Below are 19,386 nucleotides of genomic sequence, written 5' to 3' on the forward strand. Positions count from 1 at the left end.
ATAAGAATTAACTAATCTAAAATCCATGGGAGTCATCAATAATTGAAAGGTGGCTCCCATGATGAATACAGTGGCTCTCTTTGATGCACAGGGTGGCTCTCACTGAGTACACGCGCGGCTCATTCTGAAGATATTATTCACTTTTCATGGTTGTTATGATTACCGGCTATTAACGCATTCACATTGTTTGTAAAAAAGACTACCCTTATAATTACTTCTGCGGATGTTCATCCGCCGCCAGTGTCTTCCCCAGTTTATTAATGGCGTGTTTCTCAATCCGACTGACATAACTGCGGGAAATCCCAAGGATTTTGGCAATATCACGCTGAGTTTTTCGACTGCCATTTGGGATACCAAAACGCATTTCGAGCACCCATTTCTCCCTGACAGTCAGCCGGTGGATTTCCCGGCTCAAGCGCTCCTGTTCACATAGGTTTTCGACAGTTTCACCTACAACGTCGGGCGCTGTGCCCAATACATCGATTAGAGTGATCTCATTTCCCTCTTTGTCGACCCCAATCGGGTCATACAAACTGACCTCAGTACGGATACGCCGGGTGCTTCTGAGGTGCATGAGGATTTCGTTTTCAATGCACCGGGCAGCATATGTAGCCAGCCTGATTTTTTTTGCCGGATCAAAGGTGTTGATGGCTTTGATGAGGCCGATAGTGCCAATGGAAATAAGGTCATCAACATCTTCACCGGTGTTATCAAATTTTTTTACAATGTGAGCTACCAGTCTCAAGTTACGTTCAATCAGGACATTGCGAGCGTCTTCATCCCCATTCTTTAGCCGCTGTAAATAAATCTGCTCATCTTTTTCCGACAACGGCAAGGGAAAGGTATTGTTGGCGATATAAGACACTAACAGGGTGATGCCTTTAATTACCGAAGCTGCCAATACCATGATAAACGAAAGGCCCATGCAGTCATTCACCCCCAAAAGTCTGTCGGTTAAATTTTATGGGGGAGACAAGTCGAATGTGCCTGCCAGCAAAAAATATTTATTTGTCTGGCCTTGCGCCTCTCCCTCAAGTAGAATATAATCCAGATAAGAAATATATGCTAATTCGGGGAGCGTGATTTGTTATGGAACGTTACATTGCCGATATTGGCTTATTTTTTGCAGGAACGTTAATAGTATTGTATATGCTGTGGAACAGAATGTTTCCTGAGGATTAAGATAACTCAAAAAAGCGAGATTGCTGCACATATGCGTAGCAATCTCGCTTTTTTATCCTAATAGAACGTTAACTTTCTCCTGGCTAAAGGCAACATCGGCTTCCGCTTTCGCCAAAGGCTCGGCGCAAGCCGTGTTTTCTTTATTTTTTAATTCATTTAGCGGCAGACTGAGTGCATGCCGGCATAGCCTCAATGATTACGGTGTTGACAGCATCAACAAGCGCCTCGCTGATGGCTTTGCTCAATTTCATCACTTTCGACAAGGGGGTACTCTGGAGGTCTAGGTAGCCTATCTGGCTTTGCGCATTCACTACCCCGATCACCGAAATATCACCTACCGTGGGCAGCCTGTTGCCAACCGCAATGCCTGCCGCAAGTCCGCCCTGCCAGATCTCAATGTTGCCAATCTCATGTGATTTACCCAGACAGGCATCAATGGCAATAATCAGTGGGTGGTGATAGCGGTGATTAATAATGTTTAAAGTTTCAACAAAATTACCGGCATGAACGGGATGATCAAGCGTTCCATAAACACTGCATTCGGTGTGTTCTTCAAGATGGGTGCCGATAAGCGGCCCAAGAGCATCGCCGGTATAGCGGTCAGACCCGATGCATAGCGCCACAAGCGGCCTCAAACTTAGCCCTTCCTGGCGTTTTAAGAGTATCATAAGATGCTCATAGAGTTTTTCCCGGATGTCAGTCTCATATAGATTAACGGTTAGCTTATTCAGAACGTTTTTTGCCATTATCTCTCTCCTCTTAGCTGTCCTCATTAATCTGTATGCACCTCCTGTCCGGTTTATGTTTAATTCTGTTAACCTACTAGCGGCAGCTCCTGGTATTCAGGCATTTTTACTGCCTGAGCTAACGCCTTAGTAACAAACTCGACGTGTTCCTTCAAATCGACATTCATAGCTTCTGCACTCGTGATTATGGTTTCGCGATTAACAGCGCGGGCAAATGCCTTGTCTTTCATTTTCTTCATTACCGACTTTACTTCCAGGTTGTCCAGATTCTTATCTGGGCGTACCAATGCACAGGCAATAACAAAGCCAGTCAACTCATCAACAGCCAGTAGTGTTTTTTGCAATAGCGTACGTTCCTGAGGCCACTCACGGGCATGAGTTTCAACATCTGTGGCAAACTGACTGTTATACCCGGCAGCAGTAAGTATTTCTCTCGCATGATGGGGATGGTCATTCGGGTATTTTTCAAAATCAACATCATGGAGCAACCCCACGGCACCCCAGTATTCGACATTCTCGCCAAATTTAGCGGCATAAGCCCGCATGGCAATTTCAACCGCCAGACAGTGCTTCAATAATACATCGCTTTGCACATGCTGGCGCAAAAGCTCCCAAGCTTGTTGTCTGCTATAATTCACGGTAGGACCTCCTTGTTATGTATAGTAAAGATATCCTAATTATACCAAATTTATCCGGAAAAAGACAAGTTAAGTGTAATTTTGTGTCCGTCCGGTGCAGCGCCATGTATAGCGGACCTGCCGGATAACGGCAATTGTTATATAAAAAATAATCGTAGTAATAATGATTGAGCCGCCTGGAGCGATGTCTAAATAAAAAGCGGCTGCTAATCCGCTGACTACAGACAATATAGCCAGCCCTACCGCCCAAGCCATCGTAGCCTTAAAGCCTTTTCCCAATTGCTCAGCCGCTGCCACTGGCACAATCATAAGAGCGCTTACCATAAGAATACCGACCACCATCATGCCAGTGACAACAGTTATGGCAGTAACAATACTTAGTGCCATATTAACCGCACCGGTACGGATACCCGCAACCTTGGCTACGTCTTCGTCAAAAGAGACCAGGATAAGCCTGGTGAAATTGCTGAAAACAAAAGCCATGACAGCAAGACCGCATCCGGCAATAACCATAACATCCTGCCAAGAGACTGTCAAAATGCTGCCAAATAGAAACCCTAGCAACCCAGCGCTAGGCATACGGGTAATGGTACTGAAGATAATAGCCAACGCTATTCCCGCATAGAAAAAAACAGCCAAAGCGGTGTCAGCCATCTGGGTACGCTGACGCCGTACTAGTTCAATGCCTACCGCCCCGGCAATAGTCAAAACAAAGGCTCCTGCTGCCGGATAAATCCCTGCAAGATATCCGCCCGTCACTCCGGCAAATGCAATGTGCCCCAGTCCGTCACCGATCAATGACTGTCGGCGCACTACAACGAACATGCCTAACAGCGGGCATATGACGGCAGTGAAAATCCCGGCCAAAAAAGCCCGCTGCATAAAATCATATTGAAACATTTCTACTAATGGCATAGTACGCCCTCCTAACCGGTGAACCCGGAATAATACCATAAATGTCGCATGCTGGCATGACTGGAACGAAACTCTTCGCTGTCACCGAAGAAACATAGATGACGGTTGATGCAGGCCACTTTGGCTGCAAAGCGGGTGGCATTTTCGATATCATGCGACACCATAATAATCGTAATGCCCAACGAACTGTTAAGCTGGCCAAGCAGCTCATAAATCCTTGCACTCGCAGCATAATCAATACCACTAGTAGGTTCATCCAGCAACAAAAGCTGCGGATTGCCAGCCAAAGCCCGAGCTACCATAACCCTCTGTTGCTGTCCTCCTGACAGTTCGCCAATCCGGCGGCCCTTTAGTTGCTCAGCGCCGACCATTTCCAGCATATGGTTAACAATGTGTTTAGCTTCTTTGGCTTTTATTTTCCCAGGGGTACTAGCAAGCCCAAGCGCGACAATTTCCTCTACGGTCGCCGGAAACGCAGCTGTATTTTGGGCATAATGCTGCGGCACATAAGCAATAATTCCCTGCCGGGCAGCCACGCTTATACTTTGATGGTCAATCAAGACATGACCGGCAACAGGTTCAATCAGTCCGGCAATAATCTTTAACAGAGTGCTTTTGCCTGCCCCGTTTGGTCCTACCGCAACGACAAATTCGCCTTGCTGTACGGTAAAGGATATATTGTTTAGTATCATTTCGGTGTTGTAACCAAATGTAATGTTATTTAATTTAATTTCAGTCATAATAATAATAGACTCCTTAAGAAGCGTTGCACTGGCGGCATACGCCAAATAACTCCAGGTTGTGGCGTACCAATTCATAGCCATGTTTTTTTAACGTTATAATCAGCTGAGGATCTACGGGGCAGAAGTCAATACACTGAGACTTCCCACATTTAACACAGACAATGTGGTGATGGTGGCTTGTGAACACCAATTCATAGCGCACACTGTCTTTTCCCATAGCGTTTATTGGGATAAGTGCTCCTAAATCCACTAGCACGTGCAGATTACGGTAGACAGTATCTAAGCTTATCTCTTTATATTGTACCTTAAGCTTTTCCCAAATCTCTGAGGCCGATAAAGCTTTGTCTGACTCTATCAGCTTCTCCACCAAAGCCTGACGCTGTGCTGTTATGCGGTAGCCTTTATCTTTAAGTCGGCTGACTACAGTCACGGCGTTTATTGCACTATTAAGAGTCATATGCGTTCTCCCTCTGTTTCTACTGCACAATAGCCAGTTTTAGATTGGTGAGGTTTTCACTCATGAGCGTGAGATAATTTTTGCCTTGCTTCAGCTCATCAGGCGTAAGTGCGTCAAGCGGATGTAGCACAAGCACTTTGGCACCGGCTTCTTTAGCAAGTGTTTCGGCTACTTTGGGGCTAACAATCGTTTCAGAGAATATGTATTTAACCTGCTGTTCACGGCATAGCTTCACGATATCAGCCATTTTTTCCGGAGTTGGCTCGGCATCAGGCGATAAACCCATAATAGCTACCTGCTCCAGATTGTAGCGGGCTGCCAGGTAACCAAACGCAGCATGATTCGTAACAATAATCCGGCTTTTTGCATTCTGCAGACCGTTCTGATATTCTTCATGAATTTTCTGGAGTTCAGTATTGTACTTAACAGCATTCTCCCTGTAGTAGTTCGCATTGGCAGGGTCGGTGACAGCAAGTGCCTCAGCAATATTTGTTACTTCCTTTTGAGCCAGGAGGGGATCAAGCCAGACATGAGGATCAGTCTCATCTTCTTCTTCATGCTTAACCTTTTCTTCATGTTTAGCATCATGACTATGGGCACGGCCCTCTTGTAGTTTAATATTTTTACTGACTTCAACAGGGGTTGTACTACCAATCACATCTTTGGCTGTAACTTTAGCAACCCAGTGTTCAAGGTTGGCACCATGAAAGAAAAACAGTTTGGCATTTTTAACATTGACCAAATCCTTCGCTGACGGTTCCCACTCATGAGGCTCAGCTCCCGCCGGAACCAGCATCGCTACTTCAACCTTTTCCCCGCCCACCTGACGAACAAATTCATACACTGGATAAACACTGGCTAATACTTTCATCTTTGGTGTCTGCGCAGCCGAGTCTCCTGGTGCAGCCGCTTTTTGACCGCAGCCAGAAACAAGCATAACACCCAATATAATTATAGCCATAAAAAGCACTTTTATTTTCATTTTACATCTCCCTAATTTTTTTAATAAGAATATTCCTATGTAGATGTTATCAGGCTATCTTACAACTGTCAACTCTTGCCTGTCCCTTAATAAGATTATTCTTATTCAAATAAAGAAAACACGGCTTGCGCCGAGCCTTTGGCGAAAGCGGAAGCCGATGTTGCCCTTATCAAGGAGAAAGTTATCACTTTCTAACAGGATAAAAAAATATAGCGGCAAATTTATCTGCCGCTATAAGTTATTTCCATTATTTTACTCATTTATACGTACTTTAAGGTCACCCAGTTCGAACGCCCTGGCGTACAAACCGCCCTGAGCGATGAGCTCCTGATGGGTGCCTGTTTCTATTACCTTGCCACCGGTTAAATACACCACGCGATCAGAAGCCATGATCGTAGACATGCGATGGGTGATGATAAAGCTTGTTCGTCCAGCCCCCGCCTGCCTGATCGCGGCCATAACCTGTTTTTCAGTATGAGAGTCAAGCGCGGCAGTCGGTTCATCTAGGAGCAGTATCGCTGGCTCGGTAATGATAGCCCGGGCGATCGCGATACGCTGCCGCTGACCGCCGGAAAGATTGCCCCCTAATTCTCCGACAACCGTGTTATAGCCCTGCGGCAACTCCATAATAAAGTCATACGCATTAGCCAGTCTGGCTGCCTGGTCAACCTGGCTCATCGTAGCGGCCGGACGACCATAACGAATATTTTCCAAGATTGAAGTATTGAATAATATAGGCTCCTGCTGGATAAAACCGATATGCCGCCGCAGTGAACTAATCTTAAGATCCCTAATATTGACACCGTCTAAAAAGATCTCGCCAGTCCCCGGGTCGTAAAACCGCAAAAGCAGATTGGCAAACGAAGATTTTCCTGCACCGCTCGGCCCGACGATGGCTATCACTTCGCCTGGCTGCGCTATCACATTAATATTATCGAGTACTTGTTGACCCTCCCGGTATGCAAAGGAAACGTTTTTAAATTCCACCCGTCCCTGAGCCTGGGGCAACTCGTAATGACCATCGGCCACTGTTGGCATTTGCTCGTTAAGCAGACTGCTAATACGTTCCCAGGCAACTAAGCCCAATTTAAGTTGAGTCAGGGCCTGACTGATTTTGCGTACAGGCATAGGCACATTGATGATGTAGACAAGGAAAGCAAACATGCCGCCGATAGTAAGGTCCCCGTTAATAACTTCCCGCCCGCCGTACCAAACGATAATCGTCAAACCGATAGCGGCAAGAAACTCTACCAGCGGTACCAATATCGCGCTTAAGCGTTGGGCTTTAAGCAAATCGCCAGCTGCCTGCTGAATCTTGTCGCTGAATTTTTGATACTCATAATCTTCCCGGGCGTAACTCTGCACAATCATAACCGATACTACCGACTGTTGAATAATGGCCGTCACTTTAGCCAAAGTATGCTCAACAAGCGCCCCTAAACGGCCAATCTTATTATTAAAGCAGCTAATTGCTACAATAATAAAGGGCAGGGTGGCAAAAGTAACCATCGCCAATTCCCAATCAAAATAAATCATGATCGCCATAATGGCTAAAAGATTAAGCGATTCAACAATGACGTCAGGAATACCTACAGTAATCGCCTGTTGAATAAACAAAAGGTCATTGGTAAACAACGAAATAAGGTCTCCAGACGGCATCTTCATAAAATATGCATAATCCAATGACTGCAGTTTACTAAACATATCCTGCCGCAGCCTAGCCAGCATCTTGTTACCAGCCTTAGCCATACCATAACCGTAAAAATAGGAAAACAAACCACGAATAAGGTACAACACCAATATCCCGGCAGTGATAAAGTTCAAAAACGCGATATTGCCACCAGACAGCGCATCATCAATCAGCAGCTTGACTACCAACGGCGCCGCCAAACCGGCTGCACTGGCAACTATAAAACACACTACCGCTGTTAGAGCCAGTAGCCAGTAGGGCACTATGAACTTGCGCCAGTAAAAAGTAAACATAAATATATCTCCACTGCAATAATGCGTAACATGACCACTTATATTGTGTCAATTACTATAGTTAAATACAAGCATTTATAAAAAAATCCTGCAAAATATATAGACTTAGATTAAATAAAAATGGGAAGGCCGACAATGCCTTCCCTTCTGTTAGTTTACATCACCCGGCGGGCACCGACGTAGCGCGGACCCCAATAGCTACTGTCCATACGGTCAATGGCAACACCGCGGCTAGACGTAGCGCTTATAAATTTACCATCACCCATATAGATGCCACTGTGGGATGCTCCTGGAGCGTAGGTGCTAAAGAACACCAAATCACCAGGCTGGAGACGGCTATACGATACAGCTCGTCCACTCTCAAACTGTTCGTCAGCCATTCGCGGCAAATACACACCGCTTTGCGCAAATACATAGCGAGTAAAACCTGAACAATCGAAACCGCTCGGGCTTGTCCCACCAAACACATAAGGCACTCCTGTATAACGCATCGAGGTCTGAATGATACGCCGTACTGAAGTTGTGGAAGAATCACGGCTAACAGGGATATCCCGCCCCATTAGGGCACGATAGGTTTGCGGTCCGATTACGCCATCGGCTTCAAGGCCACGGGCCTTTTGAAAAGCTTTCACAGCGTTGACCGTTACGTCGCCGAAATCACCATCAGCTGCACCGGCATTAAAGCCAAGGTTATTAAGCTGTGATTGAATGGCGGCAACATCTGATCCCTGGTCACCGGCTTCATATGTACCCGAAGCGTAGGCGAAAGCAGCGGTTCCAAAAAAGAAACAAAAAGCGACAATAAACCCGAAAAACTTTTGCAAATTGGTTTCTCCTCTCGCTGGCCTCCGAGGTTAGCTGACGGGTTAGGGTTGCAGGCACCCTACTTGAAAAGCTGACGCTTATCAAGTTTCACCCCATAAATTGGTTCCCCCGTACTTGAGCTGGATTCGGCTTTCTACATGCTCAATATGTTATATTCTGTTTAAATTTAAAAATTCCTGCCCAAAATCGTGTTATTTTTACAATTATTAGGGCAACAAAACAGTTTTACTAAAAAATTTTATTCGTCGCTTTTTTCCTTTTGTTGGCTGAGCTCGGCCCTGAGCCAGTAGAGTGGACGCTGTTTTACCTCTTCAAAAATCCGCCCGATGTATTCGCCGATAATACCGATCCCGGCTAATTGCAAGCCGCCTAAGAGTAAAATACTGGCGGTAATTGTTGTCCAGCCTGGCACAGCCTCGCTGGTAAATAGTTTGATATAGAGAACGTGCAGGGTCAGAATAATGCTGCCAAATCCCATTGCTATGCCGACATAGAATGCAAAACGGAGTGGAGTTTTAGAATAGGCCGTAATACCGTCAAGGGCAAAATGCAGCATTCTTTTTAAAGAAAACTTAGATTGCCCTGCAAATCGTTTTGGGGCAACAAATTCTATTTTGGTTTGACGGTAACCGATCGCGCTAATCATGCCGCGAATAAATCTGGCACGTTCCCGAAAACGACAAAAACTATCTACCACTTTCCTGTCCAGTAATCGAAAATCAGAACCGCCTTCAGTTACCCGTACATTGGACATAGCATTCATTAATTTATAAAACATTCCTGAAGTAAAGCTTTTAAACCAGGAAACACCCTCAGTATTCACCCTTACTGTTTGGACTACCTGAAAACCCTCTTCCCATTTGGCAATTAGCTGCGGGAGCATCTCTGGCGGATGCTGCATGTCGCCATCCATAGTAATTACAGCATCCCCTTTTGCATGATCCAAGCCACAGGTCAAGGCCACCTGATGGCCAAAATTACGGGCCATAATTAGTGCTCGCACCCTCTTATCCGCATTGGATAACCGCTCTAGAATGAGCGGTGTAGCGTCACTCGAGCCATCGTCGATAAAAATAAGTTCAAAATCATATGCCAGTTGTTTCATATGTTTAACAACTTCCTGATAAAAGTTGTCGATATTATCTTGTTCATTAAATACCGGCACAACAATCGATACCAATTTATTAGTTAAAGCCATAACCTGCCATCCCCCTTTGCCACCCATATATTATTACATCGTCAGCAGATGTTTGCAATAAAAATCTATATAAATAACCATAAGATAATAAAATTCCAGCTTACATCATACAATTTTATCATACAGACACAAACCCAAACCGGACGTGAGCCTCTCAATCGCGACTCACTCGGTAATAGCATTAACATCTGTGAGTGAATTATTAAGGCCTGCTTTGTATTTTGACAAAGCAGGCCTTAATATTAGCAATCTCTTTTTTATAGCTTGATATCTTGACGCAAGCTAGCAGCGTCATGCAGGTAAACATGTTTGATATCCCGTTGCTGGGCATCAGTATTCCAGAGAATTAATACGCGTATACAGAGCGGCACAGCGTCTGGAGACTCTATTTCCAGTGTTCCAAACAGTGGCACCTGCGTCCAGCCTAGCTTTCTTGCGCCGGCCGCTGGAAAAGCCGCATTTAAGTCAGGGGTAGAACTAAAGATTACAGCGCCAATATCCTCAATATCTATCGCGTTTTCCTGGACTATTGCCGAAAGAAGCTCAGCCACGCGCTCAAAGATCTCTTCACGAATGTTGGCTGTAACAGTTGTTGCACCACGAATACCGCGCAGCATGATCACCACTCCTAGAAAAGAATTAGTCAAGGTTATAGTATACAATATACGCGCAAAAAACCTTTTTTCCTGCAAGTGCTGTAAATTACTTTGACATCATCCTTTTTTAGCAGGTTTGTTACAGTGGCAGGAGCCGCATAAATGGCACTGCCACCAGCCGCATTCCGGGCAGACGGTATTTGATGGGTTAAGCTCAACATATTGACCTTGCTCATATTCCTTCCAGCAAAAAATGGCACCTGTCACTTTCTTTAACTTGACTGCCCGGGTATCTACCCATAGTTTTTGGCCCAAGACAGTAATCAATAGCTCATGGCAGCTGTTTTCCTGATTGTATCGGTAGTCTTCGGCCTGAAATATCTCAGGTTCTTCCTTTAGAGTAAGGACAACGTTGAGGATACGGTAATCCACAGCCCCACCTCCCGCATTTGTAATACTATGTATGCGGCAGGCAGTTTATACCCCAGGATCGCAAAATATCAAGCACTCTAGCCGCAGCCATAACAACACCTGGCTGCACTATTTCACTCAGTTCAAGACCAACATCAATGACAGCTGGCTGAATGCCGAGAACGACAACATCATTCACAGGCTGTTCCAAAAGCTCCAGTGCGGCTAACACGTCCTGAATCCCCAGTTCATGCATCGACACTTTATTTTTGAAATAAGCTTTGACTTCCTCATTGGCAAACTGATACAATTCGCCAGGCTCACCGCCACCGTTTACGGCATCTATGATGAGTAGCCGGTCAGCACCAGTGATAAAACGCAGAAGCTCCATCCCCAGCGTGCCACCATCAAGAACCTGAACGTTATCCGGAAATATATAGCGCCGGGTGAGTTCTTCAACCACCCGGACGCCAAACCCCTCATCTTGCATTAAAATATTACCGACACCTAGAACAATAATCTTTTCCATATTTGAAGCTCCTATTTTGCCTTACTTTTCTTAGTGTCTATTATGTCGCCTAAATCGTCAGGCTCTTCCTCCATATATTTGACACCCGAGAACATGGCCGATATCTCGCCGCCTTTTTCGATAAAGTCAGCCCTGATAGCCATGTACACATGCACAATGACAAATAGGATGATAAACCAAGCAACAAAGTGGTGAATGATATGTACCATATATTCATTAATAAGCCAGCTGTCAAAAGGCCCAAACACTTTTGCCAGAAACCGGTTGGGTTCAACCATGTAATACATAGCAAAACCGGTAATGGCCTCGATGATAAACATCAGATACACAGCTAAATAACCTGACCTGGCCAAAGAATTTCTTAAATAGGGCCGATGTTTGCTGCGTATGAACATATAGTGCATTTGGGTATCCATAATCCCGGTCCAGTATAACTTTGACCATGGTTTTGGGAGCAACCTATCGCCTGGATTAATGATAAAGCCGTAAATCCGCGGAATAAAGGAGATAACCAGCACATAACCAGCGATAAAATGGATATAGCGTATCATTTCCATGGACAAAACATTGTTAACGGCGAAGGTTGGCTCCATTCCTTGTGTCCCCAGGAAAAAGGGGTTGCCGATATAGAGCCCGGTAACAAACAGAATAAATACACATATTACCATAACCCAGTGGAAAATCCTCGTCCACGGGCTAAATAGGTAATAGGGTTTCATAGCGCCTTGACGCATGACCGGTATTCCTCCTTTTTTTTACAAATACGGGTCTGTGCGGACTACTGAGAGCTCCTTACCCTGGCTATCATATAGATGAGTAGCACAGGCTAAGCATGGGTCGAAAGAATGAACAACCCTCAGTATTTCAAGCGGCTTTTCAGTTATCTTTACTTTAGTCTCTATCATGCTGGATTCATAAGCACCATAGCCGGCTTTGCTGTCGCGTGGACAGGCGTTCCAGGTGGAGGGCACGACAGCCTGATAGTTGTCAATCTTGCCGTTTTTAATTGTAACCCAGTGGCTCAGCCCGCCGCGGGGCGCTTCGTGCAGGCCAACACCTTTAGCTTCTTTGGGCCAGGTTGCCGGGTCCCAGGTGGCAGTATTAGCTACTGTTGTGTCACCTGATTTAATGCTATTAATAAGTTTATCAAAGAAATATTTACTTATGTAGGCGTTTAATTGGGCATCTAAGCCGCGTACAGCTGTCCGGCCAACAGTGGTAGGCATCCATTTTTCAGGCGGCAGATTTAACAATTTTGACACGGCATCAATTTGATCGACAATAAATTTTTCCGCCCATGTCGGCTGCTGAATAATACCTTGTTTAACCTTTGTGTATATAACGATATATTTAGCCAAGGGGCCGACCTCAGCCATCTTGCCGTTCCATTTGGGAGTCTTAATCCAGGAGTATTTACCGGCTTCGTCAAGATATTTCCAATTGGTCTTGGTTCCCTCCTTCGGTCCGGTATACTGAGGACTGGTAACACCGCTCCACGGATGAAGATCTTTACCGGCCTCTGGATAACTATACCAGGCATGTTCGACACCTTCAGCCAACACATTGGGGTCGCTTAAATCTTTGCCTTCCAGCGGATAGAACGTAGCCTTAGCCACACCCTGTCCAAAGTTTTCTACAACGCCATTAGATTTGATTAATAAATTTTTAAAATAATCTCCGTTCGAAATACCGCTGTAGCGCTCGTCCGGGAAATCGCCAAACGACAGCACCCGCTGTCCGGCCAAACCGCCACCGTCAACAAAGCCTGCTTTAATAAACAGATCGCCAATGACCAGCACATCAGGCACATAAAAATTATTAACCAGGTCTATACCTAAGTTGACGGATGTATCAACTACTGCCAGGCGCTCGGTGTTGACCGGGGCGTTCATATCATTCATGGATATAGAGCATGGCATGCCGCCAACAATATAATGCGGATGGGGATTTTTCCCGCCGAAAATAACGTGCGGAATGACAATTTCGCGCTGACGGTCAAGCATGTTTAGGTAATGAGAGACGGCCATAAGGTGAGCTTCCGGCGGCAGGACATTGTAGTCAGGATGATCCCAGTAATGACCGGCAAATATGCCTAGCTGCCCACTCTCGACAACCTTCTTAATCCTGTTTTGAATTTCTCTAAAGTAAGCGGTGGTTGCTTTGGGAAAATCTTTGGGATAGGCGTTAGTGTCAAAACTAACAGGCCCCTCAAACTTCAGACTGTATTTCTCCAGTACTGTATTCTGGAGAGCCGCTGTTGCCGCCGGATCAGCTTTGAGCGCGGCAACCGGGCTGACCCAGTCTAAAGCATGCAGGTGGTAAAAATGTACTGTATGATCATGCACCGTTTGTGAAGCGGCGATTATATTGCGGATATAGTTAGCGTTTTTAGGTATTTCAATACCTAATGCATCTTCAACGGCGCGCAAGCTGCCTAAAGCGTGCACGGTAGTACACACACCGCATATTCGCTGGGCAAACATCCACCCGTCACGCGGGTCCCGTCCTTTCAATACCAGTTCAATTCCCCGCCATGCAGTGCCGCTCGACAACGCGTCTTCGACTTTGCCAGTGGCTTCATCAACTTTTATCTCAATCCGCAGGTGGCCCTCAATCCGGTTTATGGGGTCAACAACTATGCGTTTCATCTAAGCCGTTCCTCCTCGTCCGCTATTCATTATCCTGACCGCGTTCAGGCTTATGTTCTTCCGTGACTTCCTGCGATTTTTCCTCTTTAGACGCATGCATTTTATGCTGGACATATGAAGCTACACCATGAGCCACTACGCCGGCAGTAGTCACGCCAGCCAGGATAGCGCCAACCTTATCGGCGTTGGCAATAGTATTAGGTACCGGAATATTGGGCAGCCGCTCGTAGAACGGATCATTATCCCAGAAATTATTTGCGGCGCAGGCTACGCAGGGAGCGCCTGATTGAATAGGATAGCTCATGCCGTTCCACCAGCGCATATTGCCGCAGGAATTATAGGCCTCAGGCCCCCGACAGCCTACCTTATACAGACACCAGCCAGCTTTACTGGCCATATCGTCAAACTTCTCAACAAACATGCCGGAGTCAAAAAACGGACGCCGGTAACAGGTATCATGAATGCGGTTACCAAAGAACTGCTTGGGCCGCCCCTGGTTATCAACAGGTGGCAACTGACCGAATAAAACATAATGCATGATCGTGCCTGTCAGCACTTCAGGAATCGGCGGACAACCAGGTACTTTGATAATAGGTTTGCCACGAACTATTTCACTGACAGCTACCGATTTAGTAGGATTGGGTCTGGCGGCCTGAATACCGCCCCAGGCGGCACAGGAACCATTTTCAATAATGGCTGCCGCATTTTGGGCGACATGTTTTAATGTTTCAAGAATGGGTTTGCCGCCTACCATGCAGTATATACCGTTTTCGGCAGTAGGCACAGCGCCTTCAAAGATTAAGACATACTGACCAGCGTAATTTTTGATCGTCTCTTCCAGGTGGTGCTCCAACGGCTCGCCAGCTGCAGATGTTAATACATCCATGTATTCAAGAGCTATCATGTTTAACACAAGGTCAGACGCCAGAGGTGACTGCGAACGGATAAAAGATTCATCGCAGCCTGTACACTCATGACCGTGGAGCCAAATCACCGGCAGCAACGGCTTTTTGTCTGCTGCTTCAATTACCTGAGGTATAAATTCAGTGGATAAGCCCATAATGCTGGTCAGGGCCACGCATGTTTTGAGAAAGTCGCGCCGACTGACATTTTTCTTCTGAAATAATTCCCAAAGGGTATCCCGCTTTTCCATAGTCGCCCCCCTTAAAAAATTAGTAGTGGCAAATAATCCTTAATTTGGTATTCTGCCTTTTTTATCAGTTTCCTGTCATACTTTAGATAAATTTAAAAATTATTATTATTTAAAAAGCGAGATTGCTTCGTCGTACCTTTCGCAATGGCATCCTGATCTTGGATCACTGCAAGCGATAGCGTGGCAATCTCGCCCTCGTTATTTTTCTGTTTTTATAAAGAATTGGTGCCGGCCGCTTTGTTGGCGGCATCAATGGCCTGATGGGACAAATCTATGGCTTGGCCTAAGGTGTTGAGTTCTTGGACAGGATTATGGGCGCCCATACTATTGCTGGCTGCTACATAGTCCCAGTACCACTGGGCGCGGCGTAGAAGTTCGCGGGCATTGGCCAGTTCTGTCTGGTTAGCAGCAGCAACACCACTGGCTTTTTGAATGGCGCCGTGCGCTCTGGCAATCTGCTGCCCCGCTGTGTGCTGAAGCTGCCAAACATTATCCTGAACGGCTTTAACCTGGCTAAATAACAGCTCTTTTCCCTGAGTATGGCAAGGTGAACAGGATTCATCCAGTGTTTTGAGCGGACTTGTTATCCAGTGAGAAGTATATTTTTGTCCGCTCTTGCGCATATATGGCATGTGACAGTCGGCACAGGAAACACCAAACTTGCCATGTACGCCGTTTTGCCACTCTTCATAGTCTGGGTGCTGTGCCTTTAAAACAGCCACTCCGGAATCGGGATGAATAAAGTCTTGGGCAAACCCGTTAGGCTTAGCTGAGTAGTATTCATACATCTGCTGCGGTGTTAAACCGTTGTCCCACGGAAAGATAACCTTAAAGGTGCCTGGCTCAAAATAATATTCAGCATGGCACTGGGCACAAACATAGCTGCGCATTTCTTCGCGGTTAGCTTTGCTGACATCAATACCGCGTCGCTGCATGGCTTCGATAAAGGCAGGGTTAAGCACTCTAAGCCCCATGGTCTCAGGATCATGACAGTTAGCACAGTTAACGGGATGCTTAGCTTTATCCATTGTTTCGGTGAGAGGCTTATTGGCATAGCCCCACCCCATTTCCTTGTACAACTGCTCAATATACGGAGTTTTACAGGTAATACAGGCTGCCTTAGCGGCTGGACCGATACGCTTGGATTCACGTAAGTCATCCATAGCGTAAGGATGGCCTCTGTCTTCGGTGTAGTCTTTACTGAACGGATTGCCTTTAAAATTGGTGTACAGTTCAGGCTGCATCTCAGCTTTCTGCACCTTGACACCGCCGCCATAACCGGTTGGTGATGGAGACATCTCCAAATTCTTTTTGTAGCCGGCATATTCCAATGGATAATTTTTCCCCCAGGTTTCAGTGTCATATTCACCAGCCGGAATTTTAACGAGTTTGATAGTGGACTGAGGTTTAAAAATCCACACCCTGCTGAGAACTGCACCAGTAAACAACACCACCAGCGCTAAAAATGCAATCATAACTTTTTGGGTCTTATTCAACGCGAACTCCCTCCTTAACTACAATTTGATTATGAATCATGCCGCGGTGGCATTTAGTACACTCTTGCCCACCAGTTGACATGAAGGTATTGGCTATTGTGTAGGCGTGGCAGCGCTGGCAATTACCGTTGACGATTGCCCTGCCCTTCGCACTAAGCCTAATAGTGTCAGGATAGTCGCGCAAGAATTCATGATAAGTGTCGTGCATTCCAGTTTGATTCTTGACAATCAACTTTTCGACGATGTTTTCCTGCGGTAAATGGCAGTCACCACATGTAAATTGACGGTGATTGGACTCCTGCCACGTAGCTGCCACATGCTGCATAGAGTGGCAACTGCTGCAAAACGAAGCCTTATCAGCATAGGCTAAGCCGCCGCCCGCTATGGCAAAGCCGACAACGGCAGCCAGTGCCCCCAGCAGTATCAGCTTAAGACTGTTTTTTTCCAGGTACCTGTTCCACCTCAATAAAGCCACCTCCCGGAGATTAAAGCTTTGCATATCCGCGCTAAACATTCGGCTTTATTAGATTTCCATTCTTGGGAGCGTTTATTCATTACTAGAATAAGTCACCATTCCTATAAGTCAGCCTTGGCCCCCTGTACTATCAGGACATAAAAAAAGAGAGAATGCCGTAGAGCAATCTCTCTTTCATTTGTTTATTTTTCTCTAATTCCCCGGTTGCACCAGGGTTCTTCGGCCAGATAATCTCCTTCAGAGTAATAATATGCTCTAGCACGGCAGCCGCCACATAATTGATCAAAACCGCAAGAGCCGCAACCACCTTTGAGAGGTTCATGGCGAAGCTCCTTGAATACTTGACTATCCTGCCAGATAACATCGAAGGCTGTTTCCCGCACATTGCCTACTTTCAACGGTAGATACGGACATGGCTGCACATCGCCGTTAGGCAGTATTACGCAATATGTGGTTCCGGCCAGACACCCTCTGGTATAGCGCATGGGTACGCCCCGTTCTTTGGCAATGCGCATAAATTGCGGAGCGCATGTAGGTTTTAGCTCAATCGAAGTGACTGCCTGCTTATCAAGGATACGTGTCAACAGCGCTTCATACTGGGCTGTCTTCAATGTCGTATCTTCAATATCTTTCCCTCGCCCTGCAGGCACCAGAAAAAAGATATGATGAGCCACAGCACCAAGCTCAACAGCAAGGTCAGTAAGATCAGTCACTTCGTTTTCATTCCAATTGCTTACTGTGGTATGGATTTGAAAAGGCAAGCCAGCTTCCCGGCAGGTCCTTATACCTTCCATAGTCTGGTGCCAGGCCCCTTTAAGCCCACGAAAGGTATCATGGCGCTCAGGGTCGCGGCTGTCCACACTGATACCGGCGCACATCAGTCCAGCAGACTTGAGCCTAGCAGGCACATCCCCGGTAAGCATAATACCGTTAGTGCCGAGAACAGGTCTGAGACCAACCGAAGCAGCATGTGCGATGAGTTCATAGATATCAGGCCGCAGCATGGGTTCGCCGCCGCTTAAGATCATAATCTTAAAGCCAGCTTTCGCGATCTCGCTGAGCAGTTTTTTTCCTTCGGCTGTGCTTAACTCGTCTGCCCGTTTAGCACCGGCATCACGATAACAGTGCACACAGTTAATATTGCACTGCTGAGTGGTATTCCATGAGATTATCATGTAGTTACTCCTTGTAATCAGTAAGATAGCAGGCCGGATCTTCACTCCACAGGTCGCCAGATACGGCTTCGGCCCTTATCCGGCAGCCACCGCAAAAACTCTTATACCGGCATTCACCACAGCGGCCGGTGACATGACTCTGTTTATCACGAAGCTTACACAAGAATTCATCTTGATTATTCTGCCAAATTTGGCTAAATGGCTGTTTACGAACATTACCCAGTGACTTGTGCCCCCAGAATTGACAGGCATGAACCTCTCCCTGCGGGTCGACGTTAGCCATTTTCTGCCCAGCTGAACAGCCGCCATGCATGGACAAAAGTTCTTTAATCTCTGGCACGCGTTCAGGCTGAGTGCGTTCAAAGTATTGCAGGATATAAATACCATCGGCATGATTGTCAGTAGTGAGAATCTCAACTTCGATCCCACGCCGGTGGAAATCAAGCGTCCGTTCAATCAAAAGTTCAATAGTCTGACGCTTCTGTTCCGGAGTGGTGTCAAGTTCAGCCATCTCCCGTCCTCGTCCTGCATATACCAGATGATACATGCAAAAACGGGGAATTTTCTCGCGTTCAACAATATCTAAAATATCAGGCAAAGTATGATAGTTAAGTTTGTTTACAGTGAAGCGGATGCCTGTCTTATTACCAGCCGCGATTGAGTTACGAATCCCGGCAAGTGTTTCTTGAAATGCGCCTTTTTTGCCCCGGAAATAGTCATGCACCTCTTCGCTGCCGTCTACGCTGACACCGACATACTGGAATCCGGTAGCTTTGATACGCTTGGCCATCTCAGGCGTAATAAGAGTGCCATTTGTCGAGATAACCGGGCGAATCCCTTTTTCAATAGCATATGCACCGAGTTCAAACAGATCATAACGAACAAGCGGTTCCCCACCGGAAAACAGAAGTACCGGTACCTTCATCCCTGCCAAGTCGTCAATAAAGGCTTTGGCTTCGGCAGTTGTAAATTCTCCGGCATAGTCACGGTCTTCAGCACAAATATAACAGTGCTGGCAATTCAGATTACAGCGGTTAGTCGAGTTCCATACGACGATGGGTGTTGCGTCTGAAGAAAATTGAAGCATCTGAGGCGGCAAATGTCGAGAACTACGGCCATATTTTACTATGTCCGACACTGTAGCTGTGCCGCAAAGCAGTTTAGTGCAACCTATCATCTTTGTTTATGTCTCCTTCGAAATTAAGTTTAATAACAATTTCGACATGTCTCAGGC

20 protein-coding genes and 1 riboswitch are annotated in these 19,386 nt (G+C 46.2%); all 20 genes read right to left on the bottom strand.

Translation table 11 applies throughout. From position 1 onward, the window contains the following. Positions 1-211: 211 nt before the first annotated feature. Positions 212-925, bottom strand: coding sequence for an RNA polymerase sporulation sigma factor SigK (gene sigK / locus VN447_RS00005; protein WP_325521524.1), 714 nt, complete (start codon positions 923-925; stop codon positions 212-214). 409 nt (positions 926-1,334) lie between these two features. After that, on the bottom strand, positions 1,335-1,928 hold the full coding sequence (gene yyaC, locus VN447_RS00010; protein ID WP_325521526.1) for a spore protease YyaC: 594 nt from the start codon (positions 1,926-1,928) through the stop codon (positions 1,335-1,337). A gap of 68 nt (positions 1,929-1,996) precedes the next feature. Further along, complete coding sequence (locus tag VN447_RS00015; RefSeq protein ID WP_325521528.1) at positions 1,997-2,566, bottom strand: HD domain-containing protein; 570 nt, start codon at positions 2,564-2,566, stop codon at positions 1,997-1,999. 69 nt (positions 2,567-2,635) lie between these two features. After that, positions 2,636-3,481, bottom strand: a complete 846-nt coding sequence (locus tag VN447_RS00020) for a metal ABC transporter permease (RefSeq protein WP_325521530.1) — start codon at positions 3,479-3,481, stop codon at positions 2,636-2,638. Between the two features lie 11 nt (positions 3,482-3,492). Continuing rightward, positions 3,493-4,221, bottom strand: a complete 729-nt coding sequence (locus VN447_RS00025) for a metal ABC transporter ATP-binding protein (protein WP_325521532.1) — start codon at positions 4,219-4,221, stop codon at positions 3,493-3,495. A gap of 16 nt (positions 4,222-4,237) precedes the next feature. Continuing rightward, a complete protein-coding gene (locus VN447_RS00030; RefSeq protein WP_325521534.1) occupies positions 4,238-4,681 on the bottom strand; it encodes a Fur family transcriptional regulator in 444 nt (147 codons plus the stop codon). A 19-nt stretch (positions 4,682-4,700) separates the two neighbouring features. After that, a complete protein-coding gene (locus tag VN447_RS00035; protein WP_325521536.1) occupies positions 4,701-5,663 on the bottom strand; it encodes a metal ABC transporter solute-binding protein, Zn/Mn family in 963 nt (320 codons plus the stop codon). 252 nt (positions 5,664-5,915) lie between these two features. Then, positions 5,916-7,646 carry an ABC transporter ATP-binding protein gene (locus VN447_RS00040; RefSeq protein ID WP_325521538.1) on the bottom strand — a complete coding sequence of 577 codons (1,731 nt, stop codon included), beginning with the start codon at positions 7,644-7,646 and terminating at the stop codon, positions 5,916-5,918. A 155-nt stretch (positions 7,647-7,801) separates the two neighbouring features. Beyond that, positions 7,802-8,470: a C40 family peptidase gene (locus tag VN447_RS00045; protein WP_325521540.1), complete on the bottom strand. Its 669-nt coding sequence runs from the start codon at positions 8,468-8,470 to the stop codon at positions 7,802-7,804. Positions 8,471-8,474: 4 nt separating this feature from the next. Next, positions 8,475-8,612: riboswitch (cyclic di-AMP (ydaO/yuaA leader) on the bottom strand. A 97-nt stretch (positions 8,613-8,709) separates the two neighbouring features. Further along, positions 8,710-9,669 (bottom strand): glycosyltransferase family 2 protein, encoded by a 960-nt coding sequence (locus VN447_RS00050; RefSeq protein ID WP_325521541.1) that lies wholly within the window; start codon positions 9,667-9,669, stop codon positions 8,710-8,712. 257 nt (positions 9,670-9,926) lie between these two features. Continuing rightward, complete coding sequence (gene aroH, locus VN447_RS00055; RefSeq protein ID WP_414714860.1) at positions 9,927-10,286, bottom strand: chorismate mutase; 360 nt, start codon at positions 10,284-10,286, stop codon at positions 9,927-9,929. Positions 10,287-10,382: 96 nt separating this feature from the next. Next, entirely contained in the window at positions 10,383-10,697 is a 315-nt protein-coding gene (locus VN447_RS00060) for a hypothetical protein (protein WP_325521542.1), read from the bottom strand. A 25-nt stretch (positions 10,698-10,722) separates the two neighbouring features. After that, entirely contained in the window at positions 10,723-11,205 is a 483-nt protein-coding gene (locus tag VN447_RS00065) for a HyaD/HybD family hydrogenase maturation endopeptidase (RefSeq protein ID WP_325521544.1), read from the bottom strand. 11 nt (positions 11,206-11,216) lie between these two features. Next, on the bottom strand, positions 11,217-11,939 hold the full coding sequence (gene cybH, locus VN447_RS00070; RefSeq protein WP_325521546.1) for a Ni/Fe-hydrogenase, b-type cytochrome subunit: 723 nt from the start codon (positions 11,937-11,939) through the stop codon (positions 11,217-11,219). Between the two features lie 21 nt (positions 11,940-11,960). Further along, a complete protein-coding gene (locus tag VN447_RS00075) occupies positions 11,961-13,853 on the bottom strand; it encodes a nickel-dependent hydrogenase large subunit (RefSeq protein WP_325521548.1) in 1,893 nt (630 codons plus the stop codon). A 22-nt stretch (positions 13,854-13,875) separates the two neighbouring features. Then, complete coding sequence (locus tag VN447_RS00080) at positions 13,876-15,006, bottom strand: hydrogenase small subunit (protein ID WP_325521550.1); 1,131 nt, start codon at positions 15,004-15,006, stop codon at positions 13,876-13,878. A 212-nt stretch (positions 15,007-15,218) separates the two neighbouring features. Continuing rightward, entirely contained in the window at positions 15,219-16,502 is a 1,284-nt protein-coding gene (locus VN447_RS00085; protein WP_325521552.1) for an ammonia-forming cytochrome c nitrite reductase subunit c552, read from the bottom strand. Continuing rightward, on the bottom strand, positions 16,495-16,968 hold the full coding sequence (locus VN447_RS00090) for a cytochrome c3 family protein (RefSeq protein ID WP_325521554.1): 474 nt from the start codon (positions 16,966-16,968) through the stop codon (positions 16,495-16,497). The genes VN447_RS00085 and VN447_RS00090 overlap by 8 nt, the downstream gene beginning before the upstream one ends. Positions 16,969-17,159: 191 nt before the next feature. After that, positions 17,160-18,152 carry a putative heme d1 biosynthesis radical SAM protein NirJ2 gene (nirJ2, locus tag VN447_RS00095; protein ID WP_325521556.1) on the bottom strand — a complete coding sequence of 331 codons (993 nt, stop codon included), beginning with the start codon at positions 18,150-18,152 and terminating at the stop codon, positions 17,160-17,162. A 4-nt stretch (positions 18,153-18,156) separates the two neighbouring features. Further along, positions 18,157-19,329: a radical SAM/SPASM domain-containing protein gene (locus VN447_RS00100; RefSeq protein WP_325521558.1), complete on the bottom strand. Its 1,173-nt coding sequence runs from the start codon at positions 19,327-19,329 to the stop codon at positions 18,157-18,159. Between the last annotated feature and the right edge of the window lie 57 nt (positions 19,330-19,386).

This window comes from Sporomusa sp., assembly GCF_035561155.1.
In the GTDB taxonomy this organism is placed as follows: domain Bacteria; phylum Bacillota; class Negativicutes; order Sporomusales; family Sporomusaceae; genus Sporomusa.